Origin of the sequence: Nonomuraea sp. NPDC049625 (genome assembly GCF_040675285.1) — a bacterium.
Classification (GTDB): domain Bacteria; phylum Actinomycetota; class Actinomycetes; order Streptosporangiales; family Streptosporangiaceae; genus Nonomuraea; species Nonomuraea angiospora_A.
The window spans coordinates 549,478-566,653 of record NZ_JBFAOQ010000005.1; the positions used below are offsets into that span (position 1 = coordinate 549,478).

At 72.5% G+C, this 17,176-nt stretch carries 18 protein-coding genes; 14 read left to right on the forward strand and 4 right to left on the reverse strand.

What is annotated here, in order from left to right:
• The first annotated feature begins 6 nt into the window (after positions 1-6).
• Entirely contained in the window at positions 7-1,593 is a 1,587-nt protein-coding gene (locus AB0J87_RS25065; RefSeq protein ID WP_363968771.1) for a CocE/NonD family hydrolase, read from the forward strand.
• Positions 1,575-2,519, forward strand: coding sequence for a WYL domain-containing protein (locus AB0J87_RS25070; RefSeq protein ID WP_355198988.1), 945 nt, complete (start codon positions 1,575-1,577; stop codon positions 2,517-2,519). The genes AB0J87_RS25065 and AB0J87_RS25070 overlap by 19 nt, the downstream gene beginning before the upstream one ends.
• Positions 2,520-2,526: 7 nt before the next feature.
• On the opposite strand, the gene AB0J87_RS25075 is transcribed toward AB0J87_RS25070, so the two are convergent.
• Positions 2,527-3,417 (reverse strand): SDR family oxidoreductase, encoded by an 891-nt coding sequence (locus AB0J87_RS25075; protein ID WP_363968773.1) that lies wholly within the window; start codon positions 3,415-3,417, stop codon positions 2,527-2,529.
• 78 nt (positions 3,418-3,495) lie between these two features.
• On the opposite strand from AB0J87_RS25075, the gene AB0J87_RS25080 reads away from it, so the two are divergent.
• The 3 genes from AB0J87_RS25080 to mctP all read left to right on the forward strand — a co-directional run bounded on the left by AB0J87_RS25080 (position 3,496) and on the right by mctP (position 6,340).
• Entirely contained in the window at positions 3,496-4,044 is a 549-nt protein-coding gene (locus AB0J87_RS25080) for a VOC family protein (RefSeq protein WP_363968775.1), read from the forward strand.
• Positions 4,045-4,526: 482 nt separating this feature from the next.
• On the forward strand, positions 4,527-4,736 hold the full coding sequence (locus AB0J87_RS25085; RefSeq protein ID WP_350734699.1) for a DUF3311 domain-containing protein: 210 nt from the start codon (positions 4,527-4,529) through the stop codon (positions 4,734-4,736).
• Positions 4,733-6,340: a monocarboxylate uptake permease MctP gene (gene mctP / locus AB0J87_RS25090; protein ID WP_363968777.1), complete on the forward strand. Its 1,608-nt coding sequence runs from the start codon at positions 4,733-4,735 to the stop codon at positions 6,338-6,340. Before AB0J87_RS25085 ends, mctP begins: the two co-directional genes overlap by 4 nt.
• Positions 6,341-6,382: 42 nt before the next feature.
• On the opposite strand, the gene AB0J87_RS25095 is transcribed toward mctP, so the two are convergent.
• Positions 6,383-6,727: a DUF6285 domain-containing protein gene (locus AB0J87_RS25095; RefSeq protein ID WP_363968779.1), complete on the reverse strand. Its 345-nt coding sequence runs from the start codon at positions 6,725-6,727 to the stop codon at positions 6,383-6,385.
• Between the two features lie 61 nt (positions 6,728-6,788).
• Here AB0J87_RS25095 and AB0J87_RS25100 point away from each other — a divergent pair, with 61 nt between their 5' ends.
• From AB0J87_RS25100 to AB0J87_RS25120, 5 genes are read left to right on the forward strand one after another with little or no spacing between them, the layout of a single operon-like run.
• Positions 6,789-7,583, forward strand: a complete 795-nt coding sequence (locus tag AB0J87_RS25100) for a CPBP family intramembrane glutamic endopeptidase (protein WP_363968781.1) — start codon at positions 6,789-6,791, stop codon at positions 7,581-7,583.
• A gap of 52 nt (positions 7,584-7,635) precedes the next feature.
• A complete protein-coding gene (locus AB0J87_RS25105; RefSeq protein ID WP_363968783.1) occupies positions 7,636-8,826 on the forward strand; it encodes an acyl-CoA dehydrogenase family protein in 1,191 nt (396 codons plus the stop codon).
• Positions 8,823-9,788, forward strand: a complete 966-nt coding sequence (locus AB0J87_RS25110; RefSeq protein WP_363968785.1) for a phosphotransferase family protein — start codon at positions 8,823-8,825, stop codon at positions 9,786-9,788. Before AB0J87_RS25105 ends, AB0J87_RS25110 begins: the two co-directional genes overlap by 4 nt.
• A 22-nt stretch (positions 9,789-9,810) precedes the next feature.
• Complete coding sequence (locus AB0J87_RS25115; RefSeq protein WP_363968787.1) at positions 9,811-10,530, forward strand: ABC transporter ATP-binding protein; 720 nt, start codon at positions 9,811-9,813, stop codon at positions 10,528-10,530.
• Positions 10,527-11,348: an ABC transporter permease gene (locus tag AB0J87_RS25120; RefSeq protein WP_350734712.1), complete on the forward strand. Its 822-nt coding sequence runs from the start codon at positions 10,527-10,529 to the stop codon at positions 11,346-11,348. Before AB0J87_RS25115 ends, AB0J87_RS25120 begins: the two co-directional genes overlap by 4 nt.
• On the opposite strand, the gene AB0J87_RS25125 is transcribed toward AB0J87_RS25120, so the two are convergent.
• Positions 11,302-11,928: a TetR/AcrR family transcriptional regulator gene (locus AB0J87_RS25125; protein ID WP_363968789.1), complete on the reverse strand. Its 627-nt coding sequence runs from the start codon at positions 11,926-11,928 to the stop codon at positions 11,302-11,304. The two genes, AB0J87_RS25120 and AB0J87_RS25125, sit on opposite strands and share 47 nt — an antisense overlap.
• A gap of 33 nt (positions 11,929-11,961) precedes the next feature.
• On the reverse strand, positions 11,962-12,420 hold the full coding sequence (locus AB0J87_RS25130) for a hypothetical protein (protein ID WP_363968791.1): 459 nt from the start codon (positions 12,418-12,420) through the stop codon (positions 11,962-11,964).
• Between the two features lie 148 nt (positions 12,421-12,568).
• Between AB0J87_RS25130 and AB0J87_RS25135 the strand changes: the two genes are divergently transcribed.
• Genes AB0J87_RS25135 through AB0J87_RS25150 form a run of 4 tightly spaced genes read left to right on the forward strand, consistent with a single transcriptional unit; the run spans position 12,569 to position 17,164 of the window.
• Positions 12,569-13,339, forward strand: a complete 771-nt coding sequence (locus tag AB0J87_RS25135) for a hypothetical protein (protein ID WP_350734717.1) — start codon at positions 12,569-12,571, stop codon at positions 13,337-13,339.
• Positions 13,336-14,466, forward strand: coding sequence for a hypothetical protein (locus AB0J87_RS25140; RefSeq protein ID WP_355199011.1), 1,131 nt, complete (start codon positions 13,336-13,338; stop codon positions 14,464-14,466). The genes AB0J87_RS25135 and AB0J87_RS25140 overlap by 4 nt, the downstream gene beginning before the upstream one ends.
• Before the next feature lie 2 nt (positions 14,467-14,468).
• Positions 14,469-15,890, forward strand: coding sequence for a hypothetical protein (locus tag AB0J87_RS25145; RefSeq protein ID WP_350734851.1), 1,422 nt, complete (start codon positions 14,469-14,471; stop codon positions 15,888-15,890).
• Complete coding sequence (locus AB0J87_RS25150) at positions 15,887-17,164, forward strand: AAA family ATPase (protein WP_363968794.1); 1,278 nt, start codon at positions 15,887-15,889, stop codon at positions 17,162-17,164. The genes AB0J87_RS25145 and AB0J87_RS25150 overlap by 4 nt, the downstream gene beginning before the upstream one ends.
• The last annotated feature ends 12 nt before the right edge of the window (positions 17,165-17,176 follow it).

Below are 17,176 nucleotides of genomic sequence, written 5' to 3' on the forward strand. Positions count from 1 at the left end.
TAGTACATGAGACGCGTGCGGCTCCAGCGGGATCTTCCCGTTCCGATGCCCGACGGCGTGACACTCCTGGCCGACCATTACGCCCCGGCCGGAGGCGAACGGGCACCCGTCATCCTGATGCGCTCCCCGTACGGCCGGCGCGGCCTGTTCGGCTGGTACTACGGCCGCGGCTTCGCGCGGCACGGCTTCCACGTCGTCATCCAGAGCTGCCGCGGCGGCTTCGGCTCCGGCGGGCTGCTCGACCCGCTCGGCGACGAGCACGACGACGGCCTGGCCACCATCGCCTGGCTGCGCAAGCAGGCCTGGTACGGCGGCTCGTTCGCGATGTTCGGCCCCTCCTACCTCGGCTACGCGCAGTGGGCCGTCGCGCCCTACGCCGGGCCCGAGCTGAAGGCCATGGCCACGCAGATCACCGCCTCCCAGTTCAGGGACGCGGCGTACGTGGGCGGCGCGTTCGCGCTGGAGTCGACGCTGAGCTGGACCACGCTCACCGACGGCATGTCGCGCCGGTTCGGCGGCGCCGCCCTGCTGACCGCGCCCCGGCTGACCCGCAGGGCGGTCCTGTCCGGCCGCCCCGTGGCCGAGCTGGACCTGGCCTCGGCCGGGCGGCCGCTCCGGTTCTACCAGGACCTGCTCATGCACCACGCCCACCCGGACGTCCCCTACTGGGACAAACGTGACTTCTCACCGCAGGTGGGCGAGGTGGAGGCGGCCGTCACCATGCTGGGCGGCTGGTACGACGTCTTCCTGCCGTGGCAGCTCAAGGACTACACGGCGATGCGGGCCGCGGGGCGGCGGCCGTACCTGACGATCGGGCCCTGGTACCACATCGACACCCGGCACGGGCGGCCCGCCATGGCCGAGTCGCTGGCCTGGTTCCGCGCGCACCTGCTGGGCGACCGCTCCGGGCTGCGGCCCGACCCCGTGCGCCTGTACGTGACGGGGGCCGAGGAGTGGCGCGACCTCCCCGACTGGCCGCCGCCGGGGATGCGGGAGCAGCGCTGGCACCTGCAGCACGGCTTCGGGCTGGGGACGGACGGGCCCCTGGACACCTCGCCCGACCGGTTCCGGTACCACCCCTCCCATCCGACGCCGGTGATCGGCGGGCCGGTCCTGCTCGGCGACTCCCGGCCGCGTGATCAGCGGCGGCTGGAACAGCGGCGCGACGTGCTGGTGTACAGTTCGGCGGCACTGGAGTCGGACGTGGAGATGATCGGGCCGGTGCGGGGCGAGCTGTTCGTGCGGTCGAGCACGCCGTACGTGGACGTGGTGGTGCGGGTGTGCGACGTGCACCCGGACGGGCGCTCGTTCAACGTGTGCGAGGGTGTGCGCCGCCTTTCGGCGTCGGACTCCCTGGACGGGGTACGGCGGGTCTCCGTGGACCTGTGGCCGATCGCGCACCGGTTCGGGCGCGACCACCGGATCAGGGTGCACGTGGCAGCCGGGGCGTACCCGACGATCGCCCGCAATCCCGGCAACGGCGACCCGCTCGGCGGGGGCGACGGCGCGATGGTGCCCGCCGACGTCGAGGTGTTCCACTCCCCCGACCGTCCCTCCGCCGTGGTGCTGCCGCTGTGCGCGCCTCGCGGTTGATGTCGCTGGTCCTGCTGCTGCAGGGCCGGGGCGGGATGACGGCGGCCGAGCTGGCCAAGGAGCTGGAGGTCTCCGAGCGGACCGTGCACCGGGACGTGCTCGCGCTGTCGGAGGCGGGCGTGCCCGTCTACGCCGACCGGGGACGGGGCGGCGGCTACCGGCTGCTGGACGGGTACCGGACGCGGCTGACCGGGCTGGACCGGGCCGAGGCGGAGGCGCTGTTCCTGTCGGGGGTGCCGGCGGCGCTGCGGGAGATGGGGCTGGAGGAGGTGGCGGCCACGGCCCGGCTGAAGGCCGCCGCCGCGCTCTCCCCCGCGCTGCGGGACGCGCCGGCCGTCGCGGCGCAGCGCTTCCACCTGGACGCGCCCGGCTGGTTCGTCGGCGACGACCCGCCGCCGGAGGCGCTCGCGCCGCTGGCCAGGGCCGTGTGGAACGACCGCCGCGTCTCGGCCGTCTACAAGGGGAAGGTGCGCACGCTGGAGCCGTACGGGCTGGTGCTCAAGGCGGGCGCCTGGTACCTGGCCGCGCGGCTCGGGACCCGGTTCCTGATCTTCCGGGTGCACCGGTTCGGCGCGGTGTCCGTGCTCGCCGAGCCGTTCGGCCGGGAGCCCTCCTTCGACCTGGCCGCCTTCTGGGCGGAGCAGTCGGCGGAGTTCAGCCGGTCGCTGCTGCGGGACGTGGTCACGCTGCGGCTCAGCGAGCACGGGGTGCGGATGCTGCGGCACATCGCCGACCCGGCCGCGCTCGACGACGCGCTCGCCTCGCTCCAGCCGGACGGGACGGTGCGGCTGGCGGTGGAGTCGGTGCCGGTGGCGTACTCGCAGGTGCTGCGGTTCGGGCCGGAGGCGGAGGTGCTGGACCCGCCCGAGCTGCGGGAACTGGTCGCCGACGCCGCCGCCCGCACGTCCGCCCTCTACCGGCCCTGACCGGCCTTCAGCGGTACTCGGCCGGGTCGGTGTCCTTGCCCGGCTCCCGTCCCTCCGTGATGAAGCTCCACACCCGCGGGCGGCTGCCGTCCACGTCCGTGAAGCCGTACGCGCCGGCCAGGTCCTCGCTGGAGACCGACCTGCCCGACCAGCGCTGCCGGTCGGGGTCGGTGGCGAGGGCGGCGACGCCTCTGCCGACGTACGCGGGGGTCTCGGAGACCATCCAGGTGACGTCCACCTTCGCCTCGCGCCAGTTGTCCTCGGTGACGCCGAAGTTGTCGAGCATGGCCTCCGAGCGCAGGAACCCCGGCGTCACCGCCACCGCGGTCCCCCCGTACGGGCGCAGCTCGCGCGACCAGGCGAAGGCCAGCCGGTTCACCGAGACCTTGGCCAGGTCGTAGTAGACGTTCTCGCGGTAGCGGGTCTCGTTGAAGGCCCAGGTGCCGTCGGTGACCTCGACGACCAGGCCGCCCTCGTTCCTGATCAGCAGCGGGAGCAGGTGGCGGCTGCTGATGATGTGCGTGTCGACCGCCAGCCTGAGCAGCCGGAAGCCCTTGTCCATGTCGTGCTTCCAGACCGGGGTGTCCCAGGCCCAGAGGTGGTCGCTGCCCCACACGTCGTTCACCAGCACGTCGAGCCTGCCCTGCTCGCGCTCCACCCGCTCGGCCAGCGCCTCGACCTGGCCGGGCTCCAGGTGGTCGACCTGGACCGCGATGCCCGTCCCGCCGGCCGCGGTCACCAGCTCCGCCGTCTCCTCGATGGTCTCCGGCCGGTTCATCTCCGAACGCCGCTCCCGCGTGCTCCTGCCCGTGCAGTAGACCGTCGCGCCGGCCGCGCCCAGCGCCACCGCGATGCCCCGTCCCGTTCCGCGGGTCGCCCCCGCCACCAAAGCAATCATGTGGCCGATCGTTCCCCGGATACCCGACATCTCATGTCATGTTTTTTCGTATAACCCTGTGATAAGTACGGAGTTACTATGAACAGCGAATTCGAGCTCCGCGGGGTCAACCATGTCGCGCTGGTCTGCTCGGACATGAAGCAGACCGTCGACTTCTACTCGGGCGTGCTGGGCATGCCGCTGATCAAGACGATCGAGCTGCCCATGGGCTGGGGCCAGCACTTCTTCTTCGACTGCGGGGGCGGGAACGCGCTGGCGTTCTTCTGGTTCCCGGACGCGCCGGAGGGCGTGCCGGGAGTGTCGGCGCCGAAGAACCTGCCGGATCGGGGGGAACTGCTGTCGGCGGTCGGGTCGATGAACCACATCGCCTTCGACGTGCCGCCGGAGCGGATCGAGGAGTACCGGGAACGGCTCGTGGCCAAGGGGGTGGACGTGGGGGTGGTGCTCAACCACGACGACAGCGAGTTCGGGGTGGCGCCGGAGATGCACGACGGGGTGTTCGTCAGGTCGATCTACTTCAAGGATCCCGATGGGGTGCTGGTGGAGTTCGCGGCCTGGACGCGCCGGGTGGGGCAGCCGGGGGACGTCCACCACGACCCCAGAACCGCCGCCGACCGCACCGTCTGACCCACGAACGCGGGCACCTCGCGCCCGTGGAGGGCTGGGCACCGACGACAGCGCCGACCTCCACCGCACCCCGACCCGCCGACGCGGCGCTCCGAAGCGCCACCCCACGACGGCCCTACGCCATGCGCCACGGCACGCGCCGCCCGGTGATGGCCCCACGCCGCCGCCCAAGCACCGCCCCACGACGGTCCGCCCGTCCGGTCCCGTTATCCGGAGACTCGCCGGTGCGGTGGCTTGGTGGGGTGCGGGACCGTTCGTCGCGGGGAAGGGACCATTCGGCGATCAGGGGGAGGCGTGCGGCGGGTGAGTGTTTATGGTTTCTGTGGCGACGCGTGTGGCCCCCTTTCAAGGGCCGAAGATTTAGGCCAAACCGTAATATTGCCGACATTTGGATTAATACCGCCGTAAAGCTACTCTCCCTCCATTGACTACCCGTCAGGAACCGGTCACAGCCGGCTCCAGATCCACTCATCGGAGGGTTGATGACTACCGGGGAACCCGGGCAGCCACGCACCGACCGCAGCCCCTGGAACTGGCTGCTGATCCTGCCCATCGTGCTGCCGCTGCTGACGTTCCTGTTCAACGCCGACGAGCCCCGCCTGCTGGGCTTCCCGCTCTTCTACTGGCTCCAGCTGGCCTTCATCGTGGTCGGCGTCGTGTCCACGACCATCGTCTACAGGATGACCAAGTGAGCGCGCACACGACCGAGCTGGTCGTCTTCGTGCTGCTGTTCCTCCTGGTCACCGTCATGGGGTTCGTCGCCGCGCGGTGGCGGCGGCCGAACGACCTGGCCAGCCTCAACGAGTGGGGGCTCGGCGGGCGCAGCTTCGGGTCCTGGATCACGTGGTTCCTGGTGGGCGGCGACCTCTACACCGCCTACACGTTCGTGGCGGTGCCGGCGCTGGTGTTCGGCTCCGGCGCGATCGGGTTCTACGCGCTGCCGTACACGGTCGTGGTGTACCCGCTGGTGTTCCTGGTGCTGGCGCGGATGTGGTCGGTGTCGCACGTGCACGGGTTCGTCACCCCTGCCGACTTCGTCCGGGCTCGCTTCGGGTCTCCGACGCTGGCGCTGGTGATCGCGATCACCGGGCTGGTGGCGACGATGCCGTACATCGCGCTCCAGCTCATCGGCATCGAGTCGGTGCTGAAGGCGATGGGCATCACCGGGCACCTGCCGATCGTGATCGCGTTCGCGATCCTGGCCGCGTACACCTACCAGTCGGGCCTGCGGGCGCCCGCGCTGATCGCGTTCGTGAAGGACACGCTGATCTACATCGTGATCCTGGCGGCCGTCATCTACATCCCGGCCAAGCTGGGCGGCTGGGACTCGATCTTCGACGCGGCCAAGGCCAAGTTCGACGCCACCCCGGCACCGGGCGACGGCATCATCCTGAACGCCAACAACCAGCTCCAGTACGTGACGCTGGCCTTCGGCTCGGCGCTGGCGCTGTTCCTCTACCCGCACAGCCTCACCGGCGTGCTGGCCTCGAAGAACCGCAACGTCATCAAGCGGAACATGACCGCGCTGCCCGCCTACAGCTTCGTGCTCGGCCTGATCGCGCTGCTCGGCTTCATGGCCATCGCGGCCGGCGTCAAGCCGGTGATGACCAACGGCAAGGCCGACAACAACACGATCGTGCCCCTGCTGTTCGACAAGATGTTCCCCGACTGGTTCACGGGCGTCGCGTACGCGGCCGTCGGCATCGGCGCGCTCGTCCCCGCGGCGATCATGTCGATCGCGGCGGCGAACCTGTTCACCCGCAACATCTACCGCGAGTACTTCAACAAGACCGCCAGCGACCGCGAGGAGGCCAACGTCTCCAAGATCGTGTCGCTGCTGGTCAAGGTGGGCGCGGTGCTGTGCATCCTGCTGCTCGACCCGCAGTTCTCGATCGACCTGCAGCTCATCGGCGGCGTGATCATCCTGCAGACGCTGCCGGCGGTGGCGCTGGGCCTGTACACGCGGTGGTTCCACAAGGGCGGCCTGATCGCGGGCTGGGCGGCCGGCCTGGTGGCGGGCATGTGGATGCTGTACCTCATCCCGAACCCGGCCAACGGCAAGCTGCACTTCGGCGGCTCGGCGTTCGCGCTGTCGAACCTGGGCTTCGACACCAAGATGACGATCTACCCCGGGTTCGTGGCGGTGGCCGTGAACGTGCTGGTGGCGGCGCTGGCCACGCTGCTGTTCCGGGCGACCAAGGTGGCCGACGGCGAGGACGCGACGGCTCGCGACGAGTACTTCGCCGACGAGGGCGACCCGAAGGTCAAGGACCTGGATCTGACCGGCTCGCACTGACCCCCCGCTGACGGCCCGTCCTGCCACGAGCGGGGCGGGCCGTCAGTCGTGCGGGTAGGCGGGGTTGGCGACCGCCAGCTTCGCCCGTACGGCCTGCTCCAGGGCGGTGACGAGCGCGTGGTCGTCCTCGATCCGGCCCTCGCGGATGGCGGCGGCCAGCTCGGCGTCGTCGGCCATGCCGAGCGCGGCCAGCCGCGCCGCGTGCTCGCGGGCCTGCTCCGGGCCGAGCGTGATCTCCCGTTCCACCATGCCGAGCACGTTGATCGCCACCCGCGCGTGGAAGCGCACCCGCCCGTCCACGGCCGGGAGCACGTCGCTCTGGAGGAAGTCGCGGACGGCGGCCACGAGCTGGGCCGCCGTCGGCACGTCGTGCGGAGCAGATGTCATCTGTTTTCTCCTCAAGGCACTATTTATTCGCGTCCGATCGATGAACGGCTAGCCTGCGGCCATGCGCACAGAGTCTCCCACCGCCTCCCCCCTGGGCCCGCCCCCGGCGCTCGGGCCCCGGCTCATCCGGGCCGAGCTGTTCGTCGTGTTCTCGGTCTCCCTCGGCGCCAGCGGCCTGCTGGCGCTGCTGCGGCTGATCGGCTCGCTCACGGCGCCCGAGCAGCTGAAGGGCCAGCAGGCCGTGCTGGTCCGGTCGATGGCGCCCGGGCGGCCGTGGCTGGACCTGGCGCTGCAGCTCGCCGACATCGCCGTCAGCGTGGCGCCGGTCGCGCTGGTGGCGTACCTGATGGTGCGCTCCGGGGAGTCGCTGCGCACGATCGGCGTGGACTTCCGGGAGAAGGGCCGCGACACGGTGCGCGGGGCGGTGCTGGCGGCCGCGATCGGCGGCACGGGGCTGGCGTTCTACCTCGTCGTGTGGGCCACGGGCGTGAACCTGACCGTCGTCGCCGGCCAGCTCCCCCAGGTGTGGTGGCAGGTCCCGGTGCTGCTGCTCGCGGCGGCGCAGAACGGGGTGCTGGAGGAGGTGCTCGTCGCCGGGTACCTGCTGCACCGGCTCGGGCAGGCCGGGTGGACGCCGTGGAAGGCGGTCGCGGTGTCGGCGCTGCTGCGGGGGTCGTACCACCTGTATCAGGGGTTCGGCGGATTCGTCGGGAACGTCGTGATGGGTCTGGTGTTCGGGCGGCTCTACCAGCGCTGGGGGCGCGCGATGCCGCTGGTGGTGGCGCACACGCTGATCGACGCCGTCGCCTTCGTCGGGTACGCCTTCCTGCACGGCCGCGTGAGCTGGCTGCCCTGAAACCGTCCCGAAACCGTTGACCTGACAACTGGTTTCGGGTGAGATCCGGAACATGAGCTTCGCCGTTCCCGACGGTGTCCGGCCGGTCCGCGACGCCGTCCACGCGTTCATGACCGAGCGGGTGGAGCCGGCCGAGCCGGTGCTGCACGCGGGCGGGCCCGAGGCCGCGGCGGCCCTGGACGAGCTGCGGGCCGAGGCCAGGAAGGAGGGCCTGTGGGCGCTCGGCCACCCGCGTGAGCTGGGCGGCGGCGGCCTGCCGTTCCTCGATTACGTCTACGTCAACGAGGTGCAGGGCCGCAGCGAGTACGGGCAGCTCGCGCTGGGCACGTTCACGCTGCAGGACTCGCTGATGCTGCACGAGCACGCCTCCCCCGAGCAGCGCGAGCGCTACCTCGAACCGCTCGTGCGGGGCGACATCTGGCCCAGCTTCGCCATGACCGAGCCGTCGATCTCCAGCAGCGACCCCACCCAGATCAGGACCGCCGCGGTGCTCGACGGGGACGAATGGGTGATCAACGGTCACAAGTGGTTCACGACCGGGGCCTCGCGGGCCGCGTACACGACCGTGATGTGCCGGACCGAGCAGGACGCGCCGCCCCACCTGGCCTTCTCCATGATCCTCGTGCCGACGGACACGCCCGGCTACCGCATCGTCCGCGAGACGCCCGTGCTGGGGCTCGACGGGGCGCACTGCGAGGTCCGGTACGAGGACGTCCGCGTCCCCGCCGCCAACCTGCTCGGCCCGCGCGGCCACGGGTTCGTCATCGCGCAGCGGCGGCTCGGCCCCGGCCGGATCTTCCACTGCATGCGCTGGCTCGGACAGGCGCAGCGGGCGTTCGACCTGATGTGCCGCAGGTTGCAGGAGCGGACCGCGTTCGGCGAGCCGCTGGCCGGGAAGCAGCTCATGCGCCAGCACGTGTTCGACTCCTACGCCGAGATCCAGGCCGCCCGGCTGCTCACGCTCCACGCCGCCGAGGCCATCGACGCGGGCTCGCAGGCCCGGGTCGAGATCGGCGCGATCAAGGTGGTCGGGGCGCGCACGCTGCACAACGTGATCGACCGGGCCATCCAGGTGTACGGCGCCGCCGGGCTCACCCCCGACACGCCCCTGGACCGGATGTACCGGCACGCGCGGGCCGGGCGGATCTACGACGGGCCCGACGAGGTGCACATCGACGCGGTGGGGCGGCGCATCCTGGGCGAGTACGCGGCGGGCGGCAACTGGGAGTTCGGCCTGCGATGACCCGGCTCCACGAGATCGTCGGCGAGGTGTTCGGGGCAGACGCGTCGGTGCCCTTCAGCGCCCGGCTGCCCGGCGGGGCGTCCCGGGAGACCTGGGCCCTCGACGTCGTCACGGGCTCCGAGCGGCACGAGCTGATCCTGCGGCTCGACTCCCCCGGGGCCGCGCTGGAGGCCGGCGCCCCGCTCGCGTCGGAGGCCGCGCTCATGCGGGCCGCGTCCGGCGCCGGGGTGCCGGTGCCCGCGATCGTCGCCGCCGGGGAGTCGTACATCCTCATGACCCGCGTGGCCGGCGAGACCATCCCGCGCAGGATCCTGCGCGACGACGCCTACGCGGCGGCGCGGCCCCTGCTGGCCGGGCAGTGCGGGCGGGCTCTGGCCGCGATCCACCGCATGCCGCCCGGCTGCCTGGCGCAGGAGGGGGCGGAGGATCCGCTGCGGCGCTGGCGGGACGTGCTGGACCTGCTGGGCGAGCCGCACCCGGTGTTCGAGCTGGCGCTGCGCCGGCTGGCCGCCGACCGGCCCATCGACCGGCCCACCGGCACGCGGCGCACGGTCGTGCACGGCGACTTCCGCAACGGCAACCTCATCGTCGGGCCCGACGGCATCAGGGCGGTGCTCGACTGGGAGCTCGCCCACCTCGGCGACCCCCTCGAAGACCTCGGCTGGCTCTGCGTGAAGGCGTGGCGGTTCGGCTCGCCGCTGCCGGTCGGCGGCTTCGGCGCCTACGACGAGCTGATCGACGCGTACGAGGCCGCCGGCGGGGACCCGGTGGACCGGGACGCGCTGCGCTGGTGGGAGACGTTCGGCGTGCTCAAGTGGGGGATCATCTGCGTCATGCAGACCATGCGGCACCTGCGCGGCGGCGCCCGGTCGGTGGAGCTGGCCGCGATCGGCCGGCGCGTGTGCGAGAACGAGTGGGACCTGCTGCGCATGCTCCGGGGAAAACCCGTTGCCCCGGCGTGACCCCGGACCGCACGCTTGACCGGTGGCCATCCTGGAAGCGTCCCATCTGGTCAAGCGGTTCGGCGGGGTCACCGCCGTGCGCGACCTCAGCCTCACCGTGGGCGAGGGCGAGGTCGTCGGCCTGCTGGGCCCCAACGGCGCGGGCAAGTCGACCACCCTCCACATGCTGCTCGGCCTGATCACCCCCGACGCGGGCACGATCCGGCTGTTCGGCCTCGAGCTGGCCCGGCACCGCACCGAGACGCTCAGCCAGGTCAACTTCGCCGCCAGCTACGTGGACCTGCCCGGCGTGCTGCACGTGCACGAGGTGCTCGACGCGTTCGCCCGGCTCTACGCGCTGCGCCACCCGCGCCGCCGGGTGGAGGAGATGATCGAGCTGTTCGAGCTGGGCCCGCTGCGCAGGCGGAAGGTGATGGACCTGTCGTCGGGCCAGCGCACCCGCGTGCACCTCGCCAAGGCGCTGCTCAACGCGCCCAGGCTGCTGGTGCTCGACGAGCCCACGGCCAACCTCGACCCCGACGCCGGCGACCGGGTCCGCAGCCTGCTGTCCCGCCTGGCCAGGGAGGAGGGCAGCGCCATGCTGATCACCTCGCACAACATGCGCGAGGTCGAGCGCATGTGCGACCGGATCCACTTCATGGCGGACGGCGTCGTCGTGGCCGCCGGCAGCGCCAAGGAGCTGGCCGGCCACTACGGGGCCGAGGACCTGGAAGAGGTGTTCCTGAAGGTGGCACGCGGATGACTACGGTGACTCTGCCCCCGTTGAGCCTGGCCGCCCGGCGCACGCGCGTCATGGGTGTGGTCCGGCGCGACTTCGCGGCGCTGCGGCGCAGCCCGGTCAGGATGTTCGAGATCCTGTTCTGGCCGACGATCGAGCTGGTGCTGTGGGGCTTCGTGACGCTGTTCCTGCAGGCGCAGCGCGTGCCGTTCGTGGTGGCGTTCCTGCTCGGGGCGGTGCTGCTCTGGCAGGTGCTGCAGAAGGCCAGCAACGAGATCTCGATCGCGTTCCTGGAGGACATCTGGTCGCGCAACCTGCTCAACGTGCAGGTCAGCCCGCTGTCGAGCGTCGAATACCTGGCGGGGCTCGTCCTGTTCTCGCTGGGCAAGGTGGCGTTCGCGGTCGCGGTGATGGCCGGGCTGGCCCTCGGCCTCTACGGGTTCGGGCTGTCGAGCATGGGCGTGGGGCTGGTGCCGTTCATGGGGATCCTGCTCGTCCTCGGCTGGTCGCTGGGCCTGGTCGGCATCGCGGCGGTGCTCCGCTTCGGTGAGAACGCACAGGTGATCGCCTGGTCGCTGGTGTTCGTGGTGCAGCCGCTGGCCGGGATCTTCTACCCGATCTCGGTGCTGCCGGAGCCGCTGCGGACGATCTCGTGGCTGCTGCCGGCCTCGCACGTGTTCGAGGGCATGCGCACGGTCATGGGCGGCGGCGCGGTGCCGTGGGACCGGCTGGCCTGGGCGGGCGGGCTCAACGTGGTCTACCTGGCCGGCACGGTGGGGCTGTTCGCCTGGGCGCTCAGGTATGCCCGGCGGCATGGGAAGCTCTCCCGTTTCGGGGACTGACGGCGGGCTGCCGGACGAGGGCCGCGGCGATCACGTCCACCAGGCCCTCGACCACCTGTACGCGGTCCACCTCGGGGTGCTCCAGCCACCAGTCGCCGGTCGTCTGCACCATGCCGACGAACGCGTGCCCCAGCACCTGCGCCCGCACCGGGTCGGGCACCGCGCGCTCGCCGGCCAGCAGGCCGCCGAGCTCCTCGCCCAGCCCCCGCACGAGCGCGGTCATGTGGGAGCGGAACCTGGAGTCCTCGGCGCTGGCCCGGTGGAACAGGAACCGGTAGAGGTTGCGGTTGGCCGAGATCAGGTCGAGGTAGACGCCGATGGTCGCCCGCGCCCGGCCCCGCAGGTCGGCGCCAGGGGCGACGAGCTCGGGACGCAGCTGGGCGATGACCGTGCGCACGTGGCGGTCGGCCAGCGCCTCGTAGAGGCCGCTCTTGTCGCCGAAGTGGCGGTAGAGGATGGGCTTGGTGATGCCGGCCTCGGCGGCGATGGCCGCCATCGAGACCTCGGGGCCCTGGGTCAGGATGACCCGGTCGGCTGCGTCGAGCAGCGCTCTGCGCCGGTCGGGGTCCCGTCCACTCACCCGCCCAGGATAGGCCGCCCCGGAATCCGCCCTTCACCTGCCCAGGACGGACCGCAACCGGCCGGGCAGCAGCGCCGAGAGCACCAGGAGCGCGCCGATGATCGTGTAGAGGCCGGTCATCCCGGCCATCGTGCCGGGCGGCTCGGTCAGCTCGGCCCAGGGGACGCCGTTCGGCTGCGACCACGGCAGGCCGCCCTCCCGCGCCCAGGGCAGGCTGCCCGCCACGCCGAGCGCGGCGTTCAGGTCGAGGGCGAACACGGCCCCCGCCGCCGCCAGCGGGATGCCGCAGCCGAGGGCCGCCGCGGGCCAGGCGGTCAGGAGGGTGACGATGACGGCCACCACGATCAGGTAGCCGAGCGCCGCGGGCGACGGGCCGAACGTGGCGCTGCTCGTACGCAGGGCTCTGGCGGCCGCCTCGGTCAGGTAGTAGACGGGCACGAGGGCGGCCACGCCTGCGGCGGCTCCCACCAGATGTCGATTCTCACGGGTCACACCGCCTTCGTCCCCGCCTCGTACGCCGATTACGCACGTCAGACCGCTGTCCACTGGCAGCGCGGCCGCCTTTACGTCGTAGATCACACGTTCGCCTCGAAATCGCTAAATTACTGGAAAATACTGGGACTGTTGGTACGCTCGCGCCATGAGTGACCGGCTGGACGATCTCGAACGGCGGATCGACGAGCTCCGGGCGGGCGTGCGCAAGGCGATGCGGGTCAGGGACGGCGCCACGGCCCGCGCCCTGCGCGCCGAGCTGCGTACCGCGGAGCGCGAATGGGACGCCCTCGTGAGCGGCGAGCCGGCTCAGGCCAAGCCGGAGCCACCGCGCCTGGTGACCGTGCGCGAGCAGGTGAACCAGGGGCTGCGGCTGCTCGGCGCGGCCGCCCAGCCGCGGCTCGTCGTGGCCGTCAGCGACGTGTTCTTCGGCGGCACGATCCGCAGCGCCCAGCTCACCAGCCTGCGCAGGGACGAGGAGCGCTCGTTCCGGTCGTCGCCGCACGGGCGGCCGTACTACCTGTGCGCCGCGCTGACCGACCGCCTCTCCCCCGCCCGGGGGCTGCTCACGCTCAGCACCTGGCCGCTGGAGCGGCGGGTGGTCGGTCCGCTCAGCCCTCGCGTCGACTTCCTGACCTGCGCCATCGCGGTGGCCTCGCACGAGTCGGCCGACGGGCGGGCCGACCGGTTACTCCTGCGGATGGCCAGGAACATCCCCGGCGCCACTGACGGCACGCTGGGCCCGTCCGACCCGGATCGGGTGATCGAGGCGGCCCGCGCCGAGCTGCGCGTGCACGGCGACCGCGACACGCGGGATCGCGCCGAGCTGGCAGAACGCGCCGCGGCGCAGCTCGGTGACGCCGCCCGCCTGTTCGGCGCCGCTACGCTGAGCACGATCAAGAAGGAGAACGCGAAGTGAGCGGCTTGAAGCGCGAGGGCGAACACATCCAGCGGCTTGACGCGTTGCGCGGCACGACGCCGCCCCGCCCGCACGACGCCCGCGCCATCGCGGCCCTGGCCGCCAACCCCGGCTGCACCCGCCGGGCCCTGCTCGACGGCGCCGGCATCGACAAGGACGCCGCCGCCCGCCACCTCGGCTTCCCGGCGCCGTTCGGCCAGTCGCCGTTCGCGATCACGCGCGGCAACATGTTCGAGGCGCTGGTCAAGGCCGACGGGTGCGCGGAGCTGCTGCGGATGCTACGCGAGCTGCTGCGCCTGCCGGTCGCCGAGGTCGCCTACCACGACGTCGAGAACGTCGGCGCCCACCTGCGCCACGCCCACACCCGCGCGCTGATCGACCGCGCGGCCCGCGACGGCCAGGACGCGGGCACGCTGTACGACCACCCGCTGCTCACCCTGGAGATCGCCGGTCACACCGCCTACCTGGAGCCCGATGTGGTGGCCTTCCAGCTCGGCGGCCGGTTCCACATCGTGGAGATCAAGTCGTTCGCGGTGATCGACGGTCAGGCCGACCCGGCGGCGGTGGCCGCGGCCGCGCGGCAGGCGGCGGTGTACGTGCTGGCGCTGCGCACGCTCCTGGAGGAGCTGGGCCACGACCCGGCCAAGGTCTCGCACGACGTGGTCCTGGTCTGCCCCGAGAACTTCGCCAACCGGCCTGTCGCGACCCTCGTCGACGTGCGCAAGCAGATGGCCGTGCTGCGCCGCCAGCTCACCCGGATGACCACACTCGACCGGCTGCTCGAAGGGCTGCCCGACGACCTCACGTTCGACCTGCGGCCCGGCGAGGACGGGCGGCCCACCCGGCCCGTCGCCGAGCTGGGCGACGCGCTGCGCAGGGCGACCGCCCGCTACGCGCCCGACTGCATGTCCGCGTGCGACCTGTGCTTCTTCTGCCGCGACGAGGCCCGCCAGGAGGGCGCCTCCGACCTGCTCGGCCGGCAGGTGCGCGACGAGCTGGGCGGGGTGGCCTCGGTGGCGGAGGCGCTCGGGCTGGCCGACGGCGCCCACGACCCCGCCGAGGGCCAGGAGGAGATCGCCCGGCTGCTCCGCAACGCCGAACGCCTGCGCAGGGAGTGCCTCACGTGAGCATGCTGACCTCGCTCGCGCGGCTGCGGGCCCTGGAGGAGGGCATCGCGCAGCCCGTCGCGACCGTCAGGCACTGCCATCTGTCGGAGCGGCCGATGGTGTTCATCCCGCTCAAGCTCTCGGGCGAGGCCGCCGCGCCGCTGGCCGCCATGCTCGGCACCGACCGGGACCGGCCGCGCCTGCTCGTGGTGACCCAGCCGCGCAACCGCGACCTGCGCTTCGCCTGGGCCGCCGAGCTGGCCGGGGTGCTGCTGCCGTACGTCGAGGGCTTCATGGCCGACACCGAGACGGTGGAGCGCAAGAACGCCGACCCCTACGAGCGCGTGCTGGACGCGCCGCAGCTCATCGTGCCCAACCAGACCGGGGTGGCCTTCACCAGGCTGCTCGGCCGCTCCACGCGCTTCCGCCGGGCCGACGGGCCCTATCCGGTGCCCGAGGCGGTGCCGCTGCTGGGGCGGTGGCTGACGTACTTCGCGGAGCGGGCCGCGTACCCGGGCTCGTCGATGATGCTGGCCGCGACCGAGGAGCTGGGCCGGCACTGGGCGAGCGGGCAGAGCTCGCTGGAGGACGCCAACCTGGCCGCGCTGCTGGCCTGGATCACCAGGGGGCCGGACGACGAGGCCGAGGACCCGCTGATCTGGCCGCCCGCCGGGCCCGCGACCGATCCGGGGTTCGACGCGGAGGTGCTGTCGCCGGCGATGGACAGCGAGTCGCCCGAGCGCATCACCGAGGCGCTGCGCACCCAGCTCGAGCCCACGTGGCGGCTCATGTGGCAGGCCGTCGAGCTGCTGGCCGGGCTGGAGGAGGGTTCGAGCGCCGCGCAGCGGTGGGAGCAGGACCGCGGCTCGTTCAGCGGCATGGCGGTGCACATCGCCGAGGGGGCGCCGCCGCAGGCCAGGCGCGACGGGGCGGTGGCCGCCGCGGCCAAGCTGGCCCGCATGGAGCGGGCCCAGGCCGCGTACGACGTGCAGCGCGCCTACGACGACCCCCTGGTCATGGCCGAGTACCGGCTGACCGGGGAGGCGTTCGCGGGCGAGGTGATCGAGACCGTCCCCGACAACACCGAGGGCGAGGGCCGCTCCCGCAAGCTCCGCCCGCTGGTGGTGATCAAGACCGACGACCCGGTACGCCTGGCGCCCGGCACCTCGCTGGGCACCCCGCAGCGCCGCGGCCAGGGCGCCGAGCTCGTGGAGGCCGGCCAGGGCCTGGTCACCCTGAAGATCACCAAAGGCATGGGCCGGGGCAAGACGGCCGCGCCGGGAGCGGTGCCCGAGGTCGGCGAGCGGGTCTGCTACACCTCGCTGACCGACGACTTCCAGGGCTCCCCCCACCTGCCCGACTCCGAGGCCACGCCGTGGACGCACGGCGGGCCGCCGCAGGAGTACGTGCCCGACGACGAGGACGCCCAGGAGGAGTGGTCGTGACCGACAGCCCGGAGCAGGTCATCAGGAACGTCCTCGCCGACCTGCCCCGGCACCGCGGCGTCGTGGTCGACTCGCCGCCCGGCGCGGGCAAGTCCACGCTGGTGGTGCGGGCGGCGGCGCACATCGCGGCGACCGGCGAGCCCCTGATGATCGTCGCCCAGACGAACGAGCAGGTCGACGACCTGGTGACCCGCATCTCCGAGAAGCACCCCCACCTGACCGTGGGACGGCTGTCGGCCGGTGGCTACGTGCCGCCGCTGCGGCTGCTGGAGCTGGCCGGCGTCCGGGTCGGCACCCGGATCCAGGATCTCGGCGACCCGGACATCGTCATCGCGACCGCCGACAAGTGGGCCTGGATCGGCGGCCGGGTGTGGCCGTGGGCGATCGTGGACGAGGCGTACCAGATGCGCTCGGACAAGCTGCTGCGGATCGCGGGGCTGTTCGAGCGGGCGCTGTTCGTGGGCGATCCGGGGCAGCTCGACCCGTTCTCGATCGTGGACGGGGACCGGTGGTCGGGGCTGTCGTGGGATCCGCTGCAGAGCGCGGTGTCGGTGCTGCTGCGCCACAATCCGGACATCCCGGTGCACCGGCTGCCGGTGTCGTGGCGCCTGCCGGCCTCGGCCGCGCCGGTGGTGTCGCAGGCGTTCTACCCGTTCACCGGGTTCCGGTCGGGGACGTCGCACGGCGATCGGCGGCTGGAGCTGGTGACGGGCGGCATGGGGACCGTGCACGACCGGGCGCTGGAGGAGGCCGCCCGGTCGGGGTGGGCGCTGCTGGAGCTGCCCAACCGGCACACCGTGCGTACCGACGGGGAGGCCGTGCAGGCGGTGGCCCTGCTGGCCGAGCGCCTGCTGCAGCGCGGCGCCGTGGCCTCCTCCGAGCAGGGCGAGCGGCCGGTGACGGCGGACCGCATCGCGGTCGGGGCCGCCCACCGCGACCAGGTGGCCGCCATCCGGGCCGCCGGGGTGCCGCCGGAGATCACCGTGGACACCGCGAACCGCCTGCAGGGGCGCGAGTACGACGTGACCGTCGTCCTGCACCCGCTGTCCGGCCGCCGCGACGCCACGGCCTTCCACCTGGAGTCGGGGCGGCTGTGCGTGCTGGCGTCCCGGCACCGGCACGCCTGCGTCGTGGTGGCCCGGGCGGGCATCGCCGAGCTCCTGGACGCCCACCCGTCGGCGGAGCCGGTGCAGCTGGGGGTGCCGGTCAAGTTCCCCGACGGCTGGGAGGCCAACCAGTCGATCCTCGAGCACCTTTCCCACCACCGCGTCTGAGAACGCCGGTCC

Coding starts and splice junctions, on each gene's coding strand:
- AB0J87_RS25065 (WP_363968771.1), top strand. CDS start 7: ATGAGACGCGTGCGGCTCCAGCGGGATCTTCCCGTTCCGATGCCCGAC.
- AB0J87_RS25075 (WP_363968773.1), bottom strand. CDS start 3,417: ATGATTGCTTTGGTGGCGGGGGCGACCCGCGGAACGGGACGGGGCATC.
- AB0J87_RS25080 (WP_363968775.1), top strand. CDS start 3,496: ATGAACAGCGAATTCGAGCTCCGCGGGGTCAACCATGTCGCGCTGGTC.
- AB0J87_RS25085 (WP_350734699.1), top strand. CDS start 4,527: ATGACTACCGGGGAACCCGGGCAGCCACGCACCGACCGCAGCCCCTGG.
- AB0J87_RS25095 (WP_363968779.1), bottom strand. CDS start 6,727: ATGACATCTGCTCCGCACGACGTGCCGACGGCGGCCCAGCTCGTGGCC.
- AB0J87_RS25100 (WP_363968781.1), top strand. CDS start 6,789: ATGCGCACAGAGTCTCCCACCGCCTCCCCCCTGGGCCCGCCCCCGGCG.
- AB0J87_RS25105 (WP_363968783.1), top strand. CDS start 7,636: ATGAGCTTCGCCGTTCCCGACGGTGTCCGGCCGGTCCGCGACGCCGTC.
- AB0J87_RS25110 (WP_363968785.1), top strand. CDS start 8,823: ATGACCCGGCTCCACGAGATCGTCGGCGAGGTGTTCGGGGCAGACGCG.
- AB0J87_RS25120 (WP_350734712.1), top strand. CDS start 10,527: ATGACTACGGTGACTCTGCCCCCGTTGAGCCTGGCCGCCCGGCGCACG.
- AB0J87_RS25135 (WP_350734717.1), top strand. CDS start 12,569: ATGAGTGACCGGCTGGACGATCTCGAACGGCGGATCGACGAGCTCCGG.
- AB0J87_RS25145 (WP_350734851.1), top strand. CDS start 14,469: ATGCTGACCTCGCTCGCGCGGCTGCGGGCCCTGGAGGAGGGCATCGCG.